Origin of the sequence: Citrobacter sp. Cf118 (genome assembly GCF_030334095.1) — a bacterium.
GTDB classification, from domain to species: domain Bacteria; phylum Pseudomonadota; class Gammaproteobacteria; order Enterobacterales; family Enterobacteriaceae; genus Citrobacter; species Citrobacter freundii.
The window spans coordinates 81,956-98,319 of the sequence record NZ_JAOWES010000080.1 but is presented as its reverse complement, the minus strand read 5'-3'; the positions used below and the strand labels follow the sequence as shown (position 1 = coordinate 98,319).

The 16,364-nt window shown below is 51.6% G+C and carries 19 protein-coding genes; 5 read left to right on the top strand and 14 right to left on the bottom strand.

The features are described from left to right. Positions 1-136 precede the first annotated feature (136 nt). Entirely contained in the window at positions 137-1,003 is an 867-nt protein-coding gene (gene yghU, locus OGX67_RS09500) for a glutathione-dependent disulfide-bond oxidoreductase (RefSeq protein WP_137349766.1), read from the top strand. Between the two features lie 88 nt (positions 1,004-1,091). Here yghU and hybG read toward each other — a convergent pair whose 3' ends face one another. From hybG to yghX, 11 genes are all read right to left on the bottom strand, one after another. After that, positions 1,092-1,340, bottom strand: coding sequence for a hydrogenase maturation factor HybG (gene hybG / locus OGX67_RS09495; protein ID WP_003024459.1), 249 nt, complete (start codon positions 1,338-1,340; stop codon positions 1,092-1,094). Between the two features lie 30 nt (positions 1,341-1,370). Next, on the bottom strand, positions 1,371-1,712 hold the full coding sequence (hypA, locus tag OGX67_RS09490) for a hydrogenase maturation nickel metallochaperone HypA (RefSeq protein WP_003024462.1): 342 nt from the start codon (positions 1,710-1,712) through the stop codon (positions 1,371-1,373). Then, on the bottom strand, positions 1,705-2,193 hold the full coding sequence (gene hybE, locus OGX67_RS09485; RefSeq protein WP_003846342.1) for a hydrogenase-2 assembly chaperone: 489 nt from the start codon (positions 2,191-2,193) through the stop codon (positions 1,705-1,707). Before hybE ends, hypA begins: the two co-directional genes overlap by 8 nt. Further along, entirely contained in the window at positions 2,186-2,680 is a 495-nt protein-coding gene (locus OGX67_RS09480; RefSeq protein WP_257651801.1) for a HyaD/HybD family hydrogenase maturation endopeptidase, read from the bottom strand. The genes hybE and OGX67_RS09480 overlap by 8 nt, the downstream gene beginning before the upstream one ends. Beyond that, the gene (hybC, locus tag OGX67_RS09475; protein WP_003024476.1) at positions 2,680-4,383 is read right to left on the bottom strand and encodes a hydrogenase 2 large subunit; all 1,704 of its coding nucleotides are present in this window, start codon (positions 4,381-4,383) and stop codon (positions 2,680-2,682) included. Before hybC ends, OGX67_RS09480 begins: the two co-directional genes overlap by 1 nt. Next, positions 4,380-5,558: a Ni/Fe-hydrogenase cytochrome b subunit gene (gene hybB, locus OGX67_RS09470; protein WP_003024479.1), complete on the bottom strand. Its 1,179-nt coding sequence runs from the start codon at positions 5,556-5,558 to the stop codon at positions 4,380-4,382. Before hybB ends, hybC begins: the two co-directional genes overlap by 4 nt. Further along, positions 5,548-6,534, bottom strand: a complete 987-nt coding sequence (hybA, locus tag OGX67_RS09465; protein WP_003828357.1) for a hydrogenase 2 operon protein HybA — start codon at positions 6,532-6,534, stop codon at positions 5,548-5,550. The genes hybB and hybA overlap by 11 nt, the downstream gene beginning before the upstream one ends. A gap of 2 nt (positions 6,535-6,536) precedes the next feature. Next, positions 6,537-7,655, bottom strand: a complete 1,119-nt coding sequence (gene hybO, locus OGX67_RS09460) for a hydrogenase 2 small subunit (RefSeq protein WP_003024486.1) — start codon at positions 7,653-7,655, stop codon at positions 6,537-6,539. 189 nt (positions 7,656-7,844) lie between these two features. Continuing rightward, positions 7,845-8,132 carry a DUF2623 family protein gene (locus OGX67_RS09455; protein ID WP_003024490.1) on the bottom strand — a complete coding sequence of 96 codons (288 nt, stop codon included), beginning with the start codon at positions 8,130-8,132 and terminating at the stop codon, positions 7,845-7,847. Between the two features lie 84 nt (positions 8,133-8,216). Continuing rightward, complete coding sequence (locus OGX67_RS09450) at positions 8,217-9,857, bottom strand: methyl-accepting chemotaxis protein (protein WP_003024493.1); 1,641 nt, start codon at positions 9,855-9,857, stop codon at positions 8,217-8,219. 215 nt (positions 9,858-10,072) lie between these two features. Next, positions 10,073-10,960 (bottom strand): YghX family hydrolase, encoded by an 888-nt coding sequence (gene yghX, locus OGX67_RS09445; RefSeq protein WP_257651826.1) that lies wholly within the window; start codon positions 10,958-10,960, stop codon positions 10,073-10,075. Between the two features lie 155 nt (positions 10,961-11,115). Between yghX and OGX67_RS09440 the strand changes: the two genes are divergently transcribed. Beyond that, positions 11,116-12,156: an aldo/keto reductase gene (locus OGX67_RS09440; RefSeq protein ID WP_003024497.1), complete on the top strand. Its 1,041-nt coding sequence runs from the start codon at positions 11,116-11,118 to the stop codon at positions 12,154-12,156. Between the two features lie 70 nt (positions 12,157-12,226). Here the strand turns inward: OGX67_RS09440 and OGX67_RS09435 are convergent, their stop codons facing one another. Beyond that, positions 12,227-12,730 carry an ESA_00282 family adhesion-associated protein gene (locus OGX67_RS09435; protein ID WP_003024499.1) on the bottom strand — a complete coding sequence of 168 codons (504 nt, stop codon included), beginning with the start codon at positions 12,728-12,730 and terminating at the stop codon, positions 12,227-12,229. Between the two features lie 104 nt (positions 12,731-12,834). Between OGX67_RS09435 and OGX67_RS09430 the strand changes: the two genes are divergently transcribed. Together OGX67_RS09430 and OGX67_RS09425 are read left to right on the top strand one after the other, a co-directional pair. Continuing rightward, entirely contained in the window at positions 12,835-13,239 is a 405-nt protein-coding gene (locus tag OGX67_RS09430; protein ID WP_257651799.1) for a hypothetical protein, read from the top strand. Position 13,240: 1 nt separating this feature from the next. Then, positions 13,241-13,648 carry a cytoplasmic protein gene (locus tag OGX67_RS09425; RefSeq protein ID WP_071696287.1) on the top strand — a complete coding sequence of 136 codons (408 nt, stop codon included), beginning with the start codon at positions 13,241-13,243 and terminating at the stop codon, positions 13,646-13,648. 77 nt (positions 13,649-13,725) lie between these two features. Here the strand turns inward: OGX67_RS09425 and exbD are convergent, their stop codons facing one another. Then, entirely contained in the window at positions 13,726-14,151 is a 426-nt protein-coding gene (exbD, locus tag OGX67_RS09420) for a TonB system transport protein ExbD (protein WP_003024505.1), read from the bottom strand. Between the two features lie 6 nt (positions 14,152-14,157). Continuing rightward, positions 14,158-14,892, bottom strand: a complete 735-nt coding sequence (exbB, locus tag OGX67_RS09415; RefSeq protein ID WP_003024507.1) for a tol-pal system-associated acyl-CoA thioesterase — start codon at positions 14,890-14,892, stop codon at positions 14,158-14,160. A 250-nt stretch (positions 14,893-15,142) separates the two neighbouring features. Between exbB and metC the strand changes: the two genes are divergently transcribed. Continuing rightward, the gene (gene metC, locus OGX67_RS09410) at positions 15,143-16,330 is read left to right on the top strand and encodes a cystathionine beta-lyase (RefSeq protein WP_257651798.1); all 1,188 of its coding nucleotides are present in this window, start codon (positions 15,143-15,145) and stop codon (positions 16,328-16,330) included. Positions 16,331-16,364: the final 34 nt, after the last annotated feature.

The window sequence follows — 16,364 nt, the reverse complement described above, 5'->3', positions numbered from 1 at the left end:
TACGGGCCAGGTACAATGAACGGGTTAGATTTATCTTCCCCTTTCAGCACAAAACGGCATAAAGTCCCAATCTGTTAAATTGAGTTCTACCTGGCTGCTACACTGCATCAAACAACCACTCAGAAGGCAGGTCACTATGTCAGACAATACCTATCAGCCCGCGAAAGTCTGGACGTGGGAAAAATCGAACGGCGGCGCATTCGCCAATATCAACCGCCCTATTTCCGGCGCTACACACGAGAAAACGCTGCCGGTTGGCAAGCATCCGCTGCAGCTCTATTCGCTGGGTACGCCAAACGGGCAGAAAGTGACGATTATGCTGGAGGAGTTGCTGGCGCAGGGCGTGAAGGGCGCGGAATACGATGCCTGGATTATCCGCATCGGCGATGGCGATCAGTTTTCCAGCGGCTTTGTTGAGGTGAACCCGAACTCGAAGATCCCGGCACTGCGTGACCACTCGCAAAACCCACCGGTTCGCGTATTTGAATCTGGCGCAATCCTACTCTATCTGGCGGAAAAATATGGTTATTTCTTGCCGCAGGATTTGGCAAAACGTACTGAAACGCTAAACTGGTTGTTCTGGTTACAGGGTGCTGCCCCGTTCCTCGGCGGTGGCTTTGGTCACTTCTATAATTATGCGCCGGTTAAAATTGAATACGCGATTAATCGCTTCACCATGGAAGCCAAGCGCTTACTTGACGTGTTGGATAAACAGTTAGCGCAGCATCAGTTTGTCGCCGGAGATGAATACACCATTGCCGATATGGCTGTCTGGCCGTGGTTTGGCAATGTGGTTCTGGGTAACGTGTACGACGCGGCAGAGTTCCTTGATGCAGGAAGCTACAAGCACGTGCAGCGCTGGGCAAAAGAGATTGCGGCGCGTCCGGCGGTTAAGCGTGGTCGTATTGTGAACCGTACCAACGGACCGCTGAACGAGCAGCTTCATGAACGCCATGACGCCAGCGACTTCGATACCAATACCGAAGATAAGCGCCAGGGTTAACGTAAGATGCCGGATGGCGGCGCAAACGCCTTATCCGGCCTACATATAAGGCGCGGGCCTGATAAGCGCTGCGCCATCCGGCATAAAATCACGCGCTGGTGACGTCGTACTCCATACGGCGAAGTGCGTCTAACGTGGCTTTAGCTTCATCTTCATCAATGATGCTCATGGCGAACCCTACGTGCACCAGCACCCATTGCCCGACCAGCTCAGCCGTATCACCTTCACAAATCAGGGCAATATTGACATCACGTTTGATGCCGCACACTTCAACCTGCGCAAGCTGGTGAATATCTTCACCAACGGCCAGAACCTGACCAGGGACTCCAATACACATATCTGACTCCGCCCCATAGCAACCTATGGGTTATTCGACTTCAATACTTTTCACTTTCAGTGAATCGCCCGCATCAACTCGCAGACGATCCCCCTGGCAATGTGGACACTGCGCATCATGCTGGGTGATTTCCACAACCTGACTGCAATCCCAGCACCATGCCTGGGCTGGCTTGTAATCAATATGCAGCTCACACCCTTGCGCCAGCGTCCCCTGACAGACGATGTCGAAACTGAAACGCACGGCGCTCTCTTCAACGCAGGAGAGCGCCCCGATTTCCAGCCAAACGCCGGTTACACGTTTGACACCGTGCTGCTCTGCCTGCTGTTGAACAATCTCAACCGCGCTCTGACAAAGGGACAGCTCATGCATTTTCGCAGTTCCGACGACCCAGCAGCAGCGCGCGGCGATTGAGCTGCGGCGCATTTGGATCGCTCACCGGCAGCGATAACAGCATTCGCGCACAATCGTCAGTCAGGCGCACTCCTTCTTGCGCAGACATGCTGTGCGAAAGCGGCGACATCAGTGAACAGGAAAGGTATTGTGATACGCCCTCCAGTTCACCAACGGTAAAGGTCATCTCGCCATACGGCAGACGCAGCCCGATTTTTTCGCTGACTTTACGTACCGGCCAAACCTGGTCTGGTCCAGGGAAAATCAGTGCGCTGAGCATCCAGGGTGTGATAACACACCCCGTCCACTGCCCTTCAAACAGCGAAAAATCAGAGACATATACCGGCATATTCGGATGCAAGAAAGAGAGATCGTGCATCGAACGCCGGGCAACCTCTTCAAACGCTGCCTGAATCTGCATCTTCGGGGCCGTCTGAAAACCGACAAACTCCTCAGACATGAGCCGTCTCCCGAGGGATCGCTTCAACACCTGATTCGCGAAGCGCAGCAAGAACCTGCTCAAGCGCAGGTTCAATCATCGCTTCGACCGTTGGCGTTAGCCCGATATGCGGCTCCAGTGATTCCGGAATAATGCCGACTAACGTCAGCTTTTTCGGAAACTCGCCGGTGAAACGCAGGGCCGACAAAACGTCGGCCAGGCCAAGCTGGTGCGGTGAGATTTTGTTGGTAAACAGCGCCGGGATCTCTTCATCCCGCAGGACCATCATCGTTCCTGGCGTGTTTTTCTTCGACACAATGGCGTCAGCAATGATCAGATGATCTCTGTTCGCCATATCGCCGAGAAGCTCCATCCCAGCCGTACCACCGTCCAGAACATCAACAAAGTCTGGCAGGATGTACCGTTGCTCTAATGCCTCAACGATACGTACTCCGATGGCTTCGTCGGTCAGCAAAATATTGCCGACCCCTAAGACTAATATCCGCATTACAGAACCTTAACTGAGACCACTTCGTTCCCGTCAACGTCCACCACATGCACCGCACATGACATACAAGGATCGAAGGAGTGAATGGTACGAACCACTTCCAGCGGTTTGTTTGGATCGGCAATCGGCGTACCTACCAGCGAGCGCTCATACGGTCCCACTTCATCATTAAAGTTACGTGGGCCAGAGTTCCAGGTTGACGGTACAACCGCCTGGTAGTTGCTGATAATGCCATCTTTAATCACCATCCAGTGAGACAGCATACCGCGCGGCGCTTCGAGGAAACCAACACCTTTGAATTCGCCCGTTGCCGGAATATCCGGTTTCACGAAGGTGGTATGGTCGCCTTTACCGATGTTCACGATCAGCGCGTTGTACTGATCCTGCAGAACGTTCTGCAGTTCACAGCAGTGAACGGTACGGCCAATAATACGACCCAGCGTAGAGTGCAGCTGAGACACTTCGATAGTTTTACCGGTCAGCTTGGTGTAAATCGCGATGATTTCATTCAGCTTGGCATGAGTAGACTCGCGTTTGGCCGCCAGTTTACACAGCATGTTGGCCAGCGGACCCACTTCAACCGTTTTACCATAGAAGGTCGGTGCTTTAACCCACGAGTACTTGCCGTCATCTGACCAACCGGTGTAATCAGGAACCGTTGTGCCTTCCCACGGAGCCTGCGGCGCTTCGTCTTTGTACCACGCGTGTTTCGCACTCTCCTGAATCCCTTTGATCAGGTACTCATCGGAGTGAGAGGTGATCGGACGATAGGTCGACAGATCTTCATTAGTAATGTAACCACCCGGGAACAGGAAGCTGCCGTTTTTACCATCAGTCGGGAATTCCGGCGCACTCAGGTAGTTAACCGCGCCCTGACCACGTTCCAGCCATTCAGGGTAGAACGCAGCAATGACCGCGGTATCAACCTTGTAAACCTGCTCAACGAAGTCGCTCAGCTTATCAATGAAAGACTTGATGTACATCAGGCGTTCAAGGTTCAGCACGCCAAGACCGTCGAGGTTAATCGGGTTAGCAACCCCACCTACCGCCAGGTTCTGGATGTGCGGCGTTTTACCGCCCAACAGCGCCACAACGCGGTTGGCATCACGCTGGCATTCCAGCGCCTGCAGATAGTGAGCGACCGCAATCAGGTTCACTTCCGGCGGCAGCTGCATTGCCGGGTGACCCCAGCAACCGTTAGCAAAAATGCCTAACTGACCGCTGGCAACAAGATCTTTGATCTTGTTCTGAACCTTGGTGAACTCTTCTGCGCTGTTCAGGTGCCAGGAGGACACGCCGTTCAGCATGGCAGATGCTTTCGCTGGGTCAGCTTTCAGGGCAGAGGTGATATCCACCCAGTCCAGCGCAGACAGCTGATAGAAGTGAACAATGTGGTCATGCGTGGTGTGCGCGGCCAGAATGATGTTACGGATATACTGTGCGTTCACCGGAACATCAATATTCAGCGCACTTTCTGCTGCACGAACGGAAGAGATAGCGTGAGTGGTCGTACAAACGCCACAGATACGCTGCACAATCATCCAGGCATCGCGCGGATCGCGGTTTTTCACGATCTCTTCCATGCCGCGCCACATGGTACCGGAAGCCCATGCTTTAGATACCACGCCATTTTCGATTTCGCAGTCGATGCGTAAATGACCCTCAATACGGGTTACCGGATCAATAGTAATTCTCTGGCTCATGCTTTGCTCGCCTCATGACGATTTTGATCGTTTTGTTTTAAAGGAGGAAGTATCGGCAGTAGACGAATGAGTACGATGTATGCACAAATCTCAATAGCCACAAAACCAATAGAAATCAACAGTTCTTCCCAGGTCGGGAAGTAGTGGTAGCCACCACCAGGATTGAACGCCACCAGCGAATAGGACAGACGCCATGTTGCACAACCCAGCAATGCGCTCAGCGCAGACAGATACAGCATGCGCGAGTCATTACGCAGCTTAGTGACGCGCAGCACCACCAGCGGGAAGACCATCAGCACGACCTCAAGCCAGAACATGGCTGAGTAGAAATCGCCTGCAAACGCATACGACAGCTTGTCGCGATAGATCAGTTCGCCAAAGCGCAGAACCACGAAAATCGCCAGCAGCACGCTGATGGTGTTCGTCAGCTTGATGAACAAACTTTTCTCGTCCGGACCGTTACCTTTCAGCCCCGCTTGTACCAGTGAGCCTTCAAAGATGACGATCGAGAAGCCCATAATAAAGGCGGTTAATACCGAGAAAAGCGGCAACATTTCATAAGCTTGCCAAAGCGGATGCACCTTATAACCCGCAGAAATCATCAATGACCCCATTGAAGACTGGTGCATGGTTGGCAGCAGCGCGCCGAGGGCAATAACAAAGAACATCACTTTATTCAAACGCTTGAGAGAAACTTTCCACCCCAGACGTTCAAACAGAGCCGGAGCAAATTCCAGCGCCATGATGCCGATATAGATGGTCATACAGACCGCCGTTTCGAACAGTACCGAATTCACGTTGAAGTGGCCCGGAATGTAGAAATACGGCAGGTTCCAGTAACGACCGACGTCGATGGTGATTGACAGACCACCCAGCGAGTAGCCAAACAGGCTCGCCAACAGCGCCGGACGTACCAGCGGATGGTATTGTCCTCTGTTGAAAACATACACCGCCCAAGCCAGCGCCCAACCGCCGCACGCAAAGCCAGTACCAATCAACAGGTCAAACGCGATCCATACACCCCATGGGAAACCGCCGTTCAGATCGGAGACTGAGCCCAGTCCGAAGACCAGACGCTTCACGATCAGGAGCATACACAGGACGATAAGCGGCCCAAAAATAATGACCGGTTTGCTGATTATTTTTCCGCCCAGCGGTTTAGGATCATGACTCATGATCGTCTCCTCCATCGTGATGGTCGTTTTTCGTGTTACGACGAACCAGCACGGTTAAGCCCGCCAGCGCAGCCAGGGGTAATATCATGCCCTTGTACAGGGAATGTTGAACATGTTCGGAACGCGCACCGGTTGAAAGATCATCCAGCTTCGGCAGATCCAAATCCTCGTAAGGAACACCCGTCAGCACCATAACCTGCGTACCACCACCTTCTTTCTCACCGTACAGGTGTGGGTAGTACTTCGGTACCGTATGCAGATAGGTATCGCCTGCTTTCACCGTTTGACGCGGATAGTGGTATTCGCTGCCAGGCTTCAGCGCGAGACGTTTTTTCGCCTCAGCCATCAGCTCTTCACGGGTACCAAAAATCACCGCACCGGCTGGGCACACTTCAACACAACCCGGCAAACCGCCTTTGTCCAGACGCTCAACGCCTTTCTGGTTACACAGTTCACATTTGTGAAGCGCACCAAACGGGTTGTTGTAGTCGTACTTAGGCACGTTGTACGGGCAGGCGACCATGCAGTAACGACAGCCCGTGCAGACGTCTTTGTCATAATGGACGATGCCGGTTTTCGGATCTTTCTTCAGCGCGGAGACCGGGCAAACGGAAACGCAGTTCGGATCAACACAGTGCATGCACTGTTTCTTGATGTATGCGTAGCCATTTTCTTCCTGGTCTTTGTTCACGCCTGTTCCGCTACGCCACACCTGGATGATGTTATTGGTATACGGAGACAGTTTGTCGTTGTTCGACCAGGTTTGCTCGCCTTCCGGGTTACGGGCCGGGAAGTTGATATCCTGACACTTGGTGACACAGGCCTGGCAGCCTACGCACAGCGTCGAGTCATAGAGCATCCCAAGAGAACCCGGGATCGGCGGACGGTTTTCTGCAGCCGCATGACTGATGGACGGCGCTGCGCCCAACAGCAATGCCCCGCTGGAGGCTGCTTTAATAAAGTTACGTCTGTTCACGGTTATTCTCCCCGTGAGTCAGCGTTATCTTTCTTTTGCTGACGCCCCAGTTCACGTACCGCCATCACGCTGACGCCGGCAACCAGTCCTACTACGCCACCCAGCAGTCCAATCGCTCCGGCAGATACATTACCGCCTTCTTTCATATTGACGTCAGGCTTCTCGGAACGCGGCGTTTGGTTTTCCACATGAGCAAGCTGGTGAATACCTTTATGGAAACCGACGCCTTCTTCGTTACAGCCGTAGCAAGGGTGACCAATAGCCACCGGCCACACGCCGCCAACGTCGCAGAATTGCAGCGTTGAACAGTTGCCGTAGGTTTCTGGCCCTTTACAGCCCAGATGGTAGAGGCACCAACCTTCACGGTGGCCTTCATCGCCAAACTCTTTCGCAAAACGACCAGCATCGAAGTGCGGGCGACGTTCGCAGTGCTCGTGAATCAAACGGCCATAGGCGAATGTCGGACGGTTTTTGGTATCCAGCTTCGGCGGCTTACCGTAAGTGATGATATGGGCGACCGTTGCGAGGAAGTTATGCGGGTTCGGCGGACAGCCGGGGATGTTGATGATGGTTTTGCCTGGCAGAACTTCTTGCAGGCCGACGGCACCCGTTGGGTTAACGCCAGCGGCAGCAACACCACCCCACGCGGCGCAAGAGCCGATGGCAATGATAGCGGCTGCGCCTTCTGCGGCCCGGCGGATGTGATCCACGATCGGCTCACCGGCAACCATGCAGTAAATGCCATTATCTTTCAGTGGGATAGAACCATCCACTACCAGAACATATTGCCCTTTGTACTTCTCCAGAGCGTTATGTTTGTTCTCTTCAACCTGATGGCCGAAGGCGGCAGAGAGCACCTCATGGTATTCCAGAGAGATTGTCTCCAGAACGAGGTTTTCCACTGTAGGGTGTGTCGCGCGAAGCAGCGATTCAGTACAACCCGTACACTCCTGAGCACCAATCCAGATAACCGGTGGGCGCTGAGGACGAGAAACTGATTCGGCCATTTCTGCGGCGGCTTTGCTACTGAGCCCCATGGTAGCGGCCAGTGCTGCACAAAGCTTCATGAAATCACGGCGATTAATGCCGCTCGAATTGATGAGAGAGTTATCTCCAGTCATTTTATAGTTATTCCGTTGCGAAGACCTGGCTTTTTATTTTGCACCATTCGCATGTTGCATATTGCGATCGGCGCGCCATTACCACACTTTTTATATGGTTATGTGCGATATATTACTTCGACGGAGCAACAAAACGAAGGTGTTGGTCAATAGTGTAATTAATTAAAGCAACGGAATACCCCTTTCGGATCAAGCTTCGAGCCGATAGCCAGCCATGAAAAACCGAATTGTTGTACTGGACTGGTTCTCTTTAAAGAAATCCATCACCATCTCTTTATCCAGGCCATAGCGACGCGTGAGGATGCCCGCCTCCCACGCACTAAGCTGTCGATCGCCCGTTTTTTCAAACATGCGATGTGAAAATCCCAACACAAAACCACGCTTATAATCCGCACAAAAATTCGCCACTGAGCGTGCACTGTCCGCACTTGAGGCGTTTAATCCGGCCATCAGGCCTTTTCCAAAATGGTTGTCCATGCATAACCTCCAATCGCTATATAATAAATTATATAGCGATTTTTTGAGCAAAGACCAGAGGTATCACGAACTTTTTATGCCAGCTTAAAAGGACACCCATTCATCCGTTTTAGCTGCCGCAGACGTTTTGCTGTCTGCTGAAGGGGAAGCAGTATTAGCAGCGGCGTATTGCACATCATTCGCTGAGAGGCGGAACTGTTGCACCGAGCGTTGCAGTTCCTCTGTTTGTCGTTCCAACGCCACGGCAGCGGCGGAGACTTGCTCTACCAATGCAGCGTTCTGTTGCGTTACGCTGTCCATCTGCGTGATCGCCACGCTCACCTGCGAGATGCCCTTATTCTGTTCTTCCGAGGCTGAGGCAATTTGCTTCATGATAACCGTCACTTCGGTGGCACCGCGCAGAATTGCCTCCATGGTTAATCCCGTTTCTTTAACCAGACGAGCCCCCTGATCGACACGACGAGATGACTCGCCAATCAGCGTCTCAATCTCTTTCGCCGCCCCGGCGCTGCGACTGGCAAGGTTGCGTACTTCACCGGCAACGACGGCAAAACCGCGCCCCTGCTCGCCTGCCCTGGCAGCTTCAACTGCGGCGTTCAGCGCCAGAATATTGGTCTGGAAAGCAATACTATTAATAACTGACGTGATTTCCGCGATCTGTTTAGAGCTGGCGGCAATACCATCCATCGTCTCAACCACTTCTGAAACCAGCGTGCTCCCTTTACCTGCCGTTTCTGTGGCCGTATCGGCAAGCTGGCTGGCTTCACGCGCATTTTCAGCGTTCAGTTTTACCGTTGCGGTCAGTTGCTCCATGCTGGCAGCGGTCTCTTCCAGCGCCGCGGCCTGCTCTTCAGTACGTGAGGAGAGATCGTTATTACCGGTGGAAATTTCCGTCGCCCCTCGCCAGATGTTGTCACTACCTGAACGGATGGTACTGACGGCTTCGCGCAGGCTGTCCTGCATCGCGCACAGTAACGGCACCAGTTGGCCCACGCAGTTACGCCCAAAATCTTCAATGGGATGGCTGAGATCGCCCTGCGCAATCTGCTGGAACTGCTGACGGATGCGTCCCAGAGGTTTCACCATCATGGCGACGAGGTAACGGTCGGTAAAGAACAGTAGGGCAATACCGAGGATAACGGCAGTAATAATTAACGTCCGGATGATAGACGTTTTGCCATCGACCATCACGCGGGTGGTATCAAGCCGCTCTCCTGCCGTGGCGTTAAAACGTTCGGCACTGGCGCCAAATTCACGGCTCAGCGCTGGCGTTATGGTACTGGCATGTTCCGCAAAGGCCGTGAGCGTGCCCTGCTTTGCCAACTGCATTTGCGGGATCACGCCATTGTCCAGCAGCGCCTGCCACTTCGTCAGTACCGCCGCGGCAACTTCCGGATCCATGGGGCCTGGAGACAATGTTTTCATCTCCTGGAGTTTTTTACTCATATTCTCCAGGGACTGCTGCGCCGGCGCAAAATCAGGCGTTCCGCCGCTCATTTTGACATCCATGGCGCGACTTAAGCGCGTTACGAAGCGAAAGTACTGATCGTTACCCTGACTGAGAACCGTCATCTGATGGACAAGATGGCGGTCAATATCATTGCCTTCAGATATTTTTGATAACGAATGAAGACTGAATAAACCCACGCCCGACCAGAGCAGGCAGAAAAGTCCCAGTATTGCCAACATGACAATACGAATAGTGAAGTTTTTCAGCAAACGCATAATAATTTCCTTGCCGTTGATGAGGAATTCGCCATCAGGCGATACTTATCCTTGTTATCGGCAGGCAGTAGAGAAGATATAATGCGTTCTTTATTTTTTTACTTTCTTAAGTACATCCACTATCTCTCCGCCCTATATCAATATGAATGCTAATGAAATTAGGTAGCATTATTATTCAGGTAATTAATTAAAAGCATTAAATAATCTATTGTTTTCTATCGCAAATATTTGTCAAACCACGCAAGAGTACGTTCCCAGGCTAAATCAGCGGTAGCTTTATCATAACGGGGGGTAGAATCATTGTGAAAGCCATGATTAACACCGGGGTAGATATATGCTTCATAGACTTTCTTATTCGCCTTTAGCGCCGCTTCATATGCAGGCCATCCCTCATTAATTCGGGTATCTAATTGCGCATAGTGCAGTAATAAAGGCGCGCTTATTTTAGGGACATCTGATGCAGGAACCTGACGCCCATAAAAAGGCACCGCACAGGCCAGTTCAGGGAAAGCCACAGCTGCGGCATTCGACACACCACCACCATAGCAAAATCCGGTGATACCTACCTTTCCTGTCGTCCCTGAATAATGCTGCATAAATTCAATGGCGGCAAAAAAGTCGTTCATTAACTTTACGGGGTCAACCTGCTGCTGCAATTCCCGACCTTTATCATCATTGCCTGGATATCCCCCTACCGAACTTAACCCATCAGGCGCGAGTGCCATAAAGCCCGCCTTCGCCACCCGTCGCGCCACATCTTCAATATACGGATTCAGCCCACGATTCTCATGCACTACCACCACCGCCGGAACTTTTCCCGTCACCTTCGTAGGTTTAACCAAATACCCCCGCACATCACCATGTCCTTCAGGCGAGGAATAGGTAATATATTCCGCCAGAATATCGGGATCGGTAAATTCTACCTGCGTTGCGAGAGCGTAGTTGGGTTTCAATAAATTGAATAAGGCCAATGCCGTCATGCCACCCACTGCATATTTCGCTGCCAGATTGAGAAACTCGCGTTTCGTTATTTTGCCATGAGCGTAATAGTCATAGTAGTCGAGCAGTTCTTGCGGAAAATCTTTGGCAGTCAAACGCGGCATCGTCGCACTCCTGATTGATGTTTTTTTAAGCAAAGCACAGTGACCTGTTTTTGCCCAGTTTTTCATCTCAGTGTGACCTGGTGAACGGGATATTCACCGTGAACCCGCTAGAATAGAAACGTTGTTTCGAAATTCACCTGCACTAAGGAGATCTCATGGCCTGGTTTGCCAATCCTGAACGTTACGAGCAGATGCTCTATCGCTACTGTGGGCGCAGCGGTTTGCGCTTACCCGCGCTATCGCTGGGTTTATGGCACAGTTTTGGGCACGTTCAGGCGCTGGATTCACAGCGAGCCCTGTTGCGTAAAGCATTTGATTTAGGCATCACGCATTTTGATTTAGCCAATAACTATGGGCCGCCACCAGGCAGCGCAGAAGAGAATTTTGGCCGATTACTGCGCGAGGATTTTGCACACTATCGCGATGAACTGATTATCTCCACAAAGGCAGGCTATGACATGTGGCCAGGGCCATACGGTTCTGGCGGTTCGCGCAAATACCTGCTCGCCAGCCTCGATCAGAGCCTGAAACGCATGGGCCTCGACTATGTCGATATCTTCTACTCGCACCGCGTCGACGAAAATACGCCAATGGAAGAGACCGCCTCAGCCCTGGCCCACGCCGTACAGAGCGGCAAAGCGCTGTATGTCGGCATCTCATCCTATTCGCCAGAGCGTACGCAAAAAATGGCCGAGCTGATGCGGGAATGGAAAATTCCCCTGCTGATCCACCAGCCGTCTTACAACCTGCTTAACCGCTGGGTAGACAGCAGCGGCCTGCTGGATACGCTGGAATCCAATGGCATGGGCTGCATCGCCTTTACGCCACTGGCTCAGGGACTACTGACGGGGAAATACCTCAACGGCATTCCGGAAGGTTCACGCATGCAGCGTGAAGGGAAAAAAGTTCGTGGGCTGACGGAAAATATGCTGACGGAAGAGAATCTTAACAGCCTGCGGTTGCTCAATGAGATGGCGCAACAGCGTGGACAGTCGATGGCACAAATGGCCTTAAGCTGGCTGCTAAAAGACAACCGGGTGACTTCGGTATTAATTGGCGCCAGTCGACCGGAGCAACTGGAGGAAAACGTTCAGGCGTTGGCGAACCTGACGTTCAGCACCGAAGAACTGGCGCAGATCGATAAGCACGTCGCGGACGGTAAGCTGAACCTGTGGCAGGCCTCATCTGACAAATAGCCGTATGTAATATCGTGCCGGGTGGCAGCGTTAGCCTCCCCGGCACGTAATACGGGCCAAACAGTCCCCTTCACACCTCTTCCGCTTTGATCTCCGGGCGTTGATACTCCGGCCACACCAGCGCGACAAGCGCGGGATAAGCCTCCAGACTGAACTCCCTAAAACACTGACGCAGGTTGAGCACGTCCAGGTCGGCATGCGGGACCTTCTCACCGCTCAAACAGCGCTTTTTAATATTGTCGTAATATTTATACACCGCAGAGTTGAGATCGCTACAACGCCGCTGCGCATCAAATAATCCAGGTGTCTCATTCAACTCCACCATTGTCATCCGCTTGATCGTGGAGTGGATAAAATCGATATATTCGTGATTAACGCGCCAATACCAGACCGGCGTAATCGAATTCATCAATACCGAGAAATGGTCCTCGCCTTCTTCTTTACTCAGCATTTCCGGCTGGTTTTCAGAGTGCCCATTTTCGGCATGTCGGTTTTTATTTGCACTGCGCATTAACAAAAGTACCCCGCAGGTCAGCAATAGCAGGGTAATAACAGAATAAAATATACTGTTCATATACTGGCTCCATTTTTTTTGATTTTAAAATTACGCCATGCTATTGTCAACGCGGCCTGGTTTATTTAAAACAACATATCATTGGCATCAAAGGATATTTCAACATGCTTCCCGAGCATCTTGTTCCCTCGCACTTTCACTTATCCAGCCCCGCTACCAATACCAATCCCGTAGATAATAGTGAAAATTTGACTCAGGGAAAGAGAACATTAAGCGATTACGAATCCGATATTTTGATTAGCTCAACAGCTACCGGTCAGTCACGAAATATGCTATTTGAAGAGTGCGATCGTCATTTAAAAGAGCGTCTGTTTCGTGCAGCAAAAATTGAGTCATTCTCTCGCCTGCTCAATTCACTACAAGCAGAAGGCGATATTAACGCACAAGAATTAAGTAAAATTTTGACTCAAAAAACAGCCATCATAAATGAACAGGGCAACAAAATTTGGCTTAATTTAATTACGAGTGAAACCAGCGACCCTATTTTTTATTCTCTGGAAGAGAAATAAAATGAAAGATGTTGAGGATAACAATGTTTATTTGTCTTTAGATAACCATAAAAGCGATGAGTTTGTCTTAAAGCAAAATTTAGCCGTGTTGATTGCCAATAAAAACGCGACGCTGGAAAGCGTTGCTCAGGAGATAGTTTCTATTCCCGCTGCACTGGTGCGGATGAAATGGCAAAATCGGCGTGAAATTTACACGCTACAGGCTAAAGAAGAGATCTACGGTGCCGCGATCGAAGCCATTATGGAGCAGCAACCAGAACTGCGGGACAAAATCATGGCCCGACTGGAAAGCACCTACCAGCATATACTCGCGCGGGAAACAGCCACCTTACGCCTGACACGAAAGCTGTCTGAAGGGAACTACGAACCCACCAGGATAACCACGGTCGCGTTAGACGAGAACAGATAAGAACAGGTATGCGAGAGAGTTGAATCAGGAGAGGCACGCCGGGTAAGGCGACAACCATTACCCGGCAATGAGGAGGATTACTTCGCTTTCACAGTCTCTTCGCCAACCAGACCAATCTTCAGGAAGCCCGCCTGATGCAGCGTATCCATAACCTTCATCATGGTTTCATAATCAACGGTTTTATCTGCCCGGAAGAAAATGGTGGTGTCTTTCTTCCCATCTGTCAGTGCATTTAACTCGCTAATCATGGTGTCATCCGTCACCTGATTGTTGCCAATAAACATACTTTTATCGGCTTTAACAGACAGGTAAACCGGTTTTTCCGGACGCGGCTGCGGCGTGCTGGTGGAGGCAGGAAGATTCACTTTCACATCCACCGTTGCCAACGGTGCGGCCACCATAAAAATGATCAATAAAACCAACATAACGTCGATAAACGGCGTCACGTTGATTTCATGCATTTCACCGTTATCATCCAGGTTTTCATTAAAGCTCATTGCCATGGAACATTATCCTACACGTAATTTCTGCGCTGCACGTACCGGATGCGCGGATGCGCTTGCGTTCAGGTCCAGATCGCGACTTTGCAGTAACAGCACCTGTGCCGCGACGTCACCCAGCATCGCTTTATAGCTGCCAATCTGACGTGCGAAAATGTTGTAGATAACAACCGCTGGAATTGCTGCGACCAGACCGATTGCGGTCGCTAACAGCGCTTCTGCGATACCCGGCGCAACAACGGCCAGGTTGGTCGTTTGAGTTTGTGCAATCCCGATGAAGCTATTCATGATGCCCCATACGGTACCGAACAGACCGACGAATGGAGAGATAGCCCCGATGGTGGCCAGGTATCCGTTACCACGCCCCATATGACGACCTACTGCCGCGACGCGACGCTCCAGACGGAAGCCGGTACGCTCTTTAATGCCTTCGTTATCGTCACTGCCTTCTGAAAGTTCCAGCTCGTTTTGCGCTTCGTTAATCAACTGTGCGCCCAGGCTTTTGCCATCGAATCCTGCGGCAATCTCACTTGCCTGATCTAAAGAGCGGGCTTCCGCCAGCAGTTGCTGTTCACGCTTAAGGCGGCGTTTCTGAGTAAAGAACTCAAGGCTCTTACTAAAGAAAATAGCCCAGGTGACCACTGACGCCAAAATCAGCCCAATCATCACGCACTTAACCACGATATCGGCGTGCTGATACATACCCCAGACGGAAAGATCCGTCTGCATCAAATTATTACCCACTCTGTATCTCCAGGACGCAAATCACAAAATCTGAGCGTAATGATATCAAAACGACGTCGAATTGATAGTCGTTCTCATTACTATTTACATATTGCCGCACCTTTGGTTTCTTTTCCTTGCGCTTACGCAGTAAAAAAGTCACCAGAAGCATTTTGAGATTATTTTCTACTGTATAACCGTTCTGCAGGATGCGTCATCTTTGATTCATGGTAGTTTAGACATCCAGACGTATAAAAACAGGTAAGACAACATGGCAGATAAGCAACTTGAAACCAAGCTCGTTCACGCAGGACGCAGTAAAAAATACACGCTGGGCTCGGTAAATAGCGTGATCCAGCGCGCTTCTTCGCTGGTGTTTGACACCGTGGAGGCCAAAAAGCAGGCCACACACAACCGTGCCAACGGTGCGCTTTTCTATGGACGTCGCGGAACCCTGACGCATTTCTCTCTGCAGGAAGCGATGTGCGAACTGGAAGGCGGCGCGGGTTGCGCCTTGTTCCCTTGCGGTGCGGCTGCCGTTGCCAACACCATCCTCGCTTTTGTGGAGCAAGGCGATCATGTGCTGATGACCAATACCGCCTATGAACCCAGTCAGGATTTCTGCACCAAAATTCTCGGCAAGCTCGGCGTGTCCACCGGCTGGTTCGATCCGCTGATTGGCGCCGATATTGTGAAGCACATGCAGCCGAACACCAAAGTCGTATTTCTGGAGTCGCCCGGCTCTGTCACCATGGAAGTGCATGATGTTCCGGCTATTGTTGCCGCCGTCAGAAGCGTAGCACCTGACGCAATCATCATGATTGATAACACCTGGGCTGCCGGGGTGCTGTTCAAAGCGCTGGATTATGGCATCGATATTTCTATTCAGGCAGGCACCAAATATCTGATTGGCCATTCCGACGGCATGGTCGGCACGGCGGTCTCTAACGCCCGCTGCTGGGGTCAACTTCGCGAAAATGCGTATCTGATGGGGCAAATGCTGGACGCCGATACCGCCTATATGACCAGTCGTGGGCTGCGTACGCTGAGTGTACGCCTGCGTCAGCACCATGAAAGCAGCTTAAAGGTCGCCGAGTGGCTGGCCAGCCATCCGCAGGTCGCCCGCGTGAACCACCCGGCACTGCCCGGCAGTAAAGGACATGAATTCTGGAAGCGTGATTTCACCGGCAGCAGCGGCCTGTTCTCCTTTGTATTGAATAAGAAACTCAATAATGAGGAGCTGGCCGCGTATCTGGATCACTTCAGCCTGTTCAGCATGGCCTACTCCTGGGGCGGTTTTGAGTCGCTGATTCTCGCCAACCAGCCGGAACACATTGCGGCAATCCGTCCGCAAGGCGAGGTGGACTTCAGCGGAACGCTCATCCGTTTGCATATCGGTTTAGAGAATGTTGACGATCTGATTGCCGATTTGGCCGCAGGATTTGCCCGAATCGAGTAAAATTGCCACAGATGGACATATATGCAGACACTTC

Excerpts from the sequence above, each read along its gene's own strand:
- yghU (WP_137349766.1), top strand. The coding sequence starts at position 137 with ATGTCAGACAATACCTATCAGCCCGCGAAAGTCTGGACGTGGGAAAAA.
- hybG (WP_003024459.1), bottom strand. The coding sequence starts at position 1,340 with ATGTGTATTGGAGTCCCTGGTCAGGTTCTGGCCGTTGGTGAAGATATT.
- hypA (WP_003024462.1), bottom strand. The coding sequence starts at position 1,712 with ATGCATGAGCTGTCCCTTTGTCAGAGCGCGGTTGAGATTGTTCAACAG.
- hybE (WP_003846342.1), bottom strand. The coding sequence starts at position 2,193 with ATGTCTGAGGAGTTTGTCGGTTTTCAGACGGCCCCGAAGATGCAGATT.
- OGX67_RS09480 (WP_257651801.1), bottom strand. The coding sequence starts at position 2,680 with ATGCGGATATTAGTCTTAGGGGTCGGCAATATTTTGCTGACCGACGAA.
- hybC (WP_003024476.1), bottom strand. The coding sequence starts at position 4,383 with ATGAGCCAGAGAATTACTATTGATCCGGTAACCCGTATTGAGGGTCAT.
- hybB (WP_003024479.1), bottom strand. The coding sequence starts at position 5,558 with ATGAGTCATGATCCTAAACCGCTGGGCGGAAAAATAATCAGCAAACCG.
- hybO (WP_003024486.1), bottom strand. The coding sequence starts at position 7,655 with ATGACTGGAGATAACTCTCTCATCAATTCGAGCGGCATTAATCGCCGT.
- OGX67_RS09455 (WP_003024490.1), bottom strand. The coding sequence starts at position 8,132 with ATGGACAACCATTTTGGAAAAGGCCTGATGGCCGGATTAAACGCCTCA.
- OGX67_RS09450 (WP_003024493.1), bottom strand. The coding sequence starts at position 9,857 with ATGCGTTTGCTGAAAAACTTCACTATTCGTATTGTCATGTTGGCAATA.
- yghX (WP_257651826.1), bottom strand. The coding sequence starts at position 10,960 with ATGCCGCGTTTGACTGCCAAAGATTTTCCGCAAGAACTGCTCGACTAC.
- OGX67_RS09440 (WP_003024497.1), top strand. The coding sequence starts at position 11,116 with ATGGCCTGGTTTGCCAATCCTGAACGTTACGAGCAGATGCTCTATCGC.
- OGX67_RS09435 (WP_003024499.1), bottom strand. The coding sequence starts at position 12,730 with ATGAACAGTATATTTTATTCTGTTATTACCCTGCTATTGCTGACCTGC.
- OGX67_RS09430 (WP_257651799.1), top strand. The coding sequence starts at position 12,835 with ATGCTTCCCGAGCATCTTGTTCCCTCGCACTTTCACTTATCCAGCCCC.
- OGX67_RS09425 (WP_071696287.1), top strand. The coding sequence starts at position 13,241 with ATGAAAGATGTTGAGGATAACAATGTTTATTTGTCTTTAGATAACCAT.
- exbD (WP_003024505.1), bottom strand. The coding sequence starts at position 14,151 with ATGGCAATGAGCTTTAATGAAAACCTGGATGATAACGGTGAAATGCAT.
- metC (WP_257651798.1), top strand. The coding sequence starts at position 15,143 with ATGGCAGATAAGCAACTTGAAACCAAGCTCGTTCACGCAGGACGCAGT.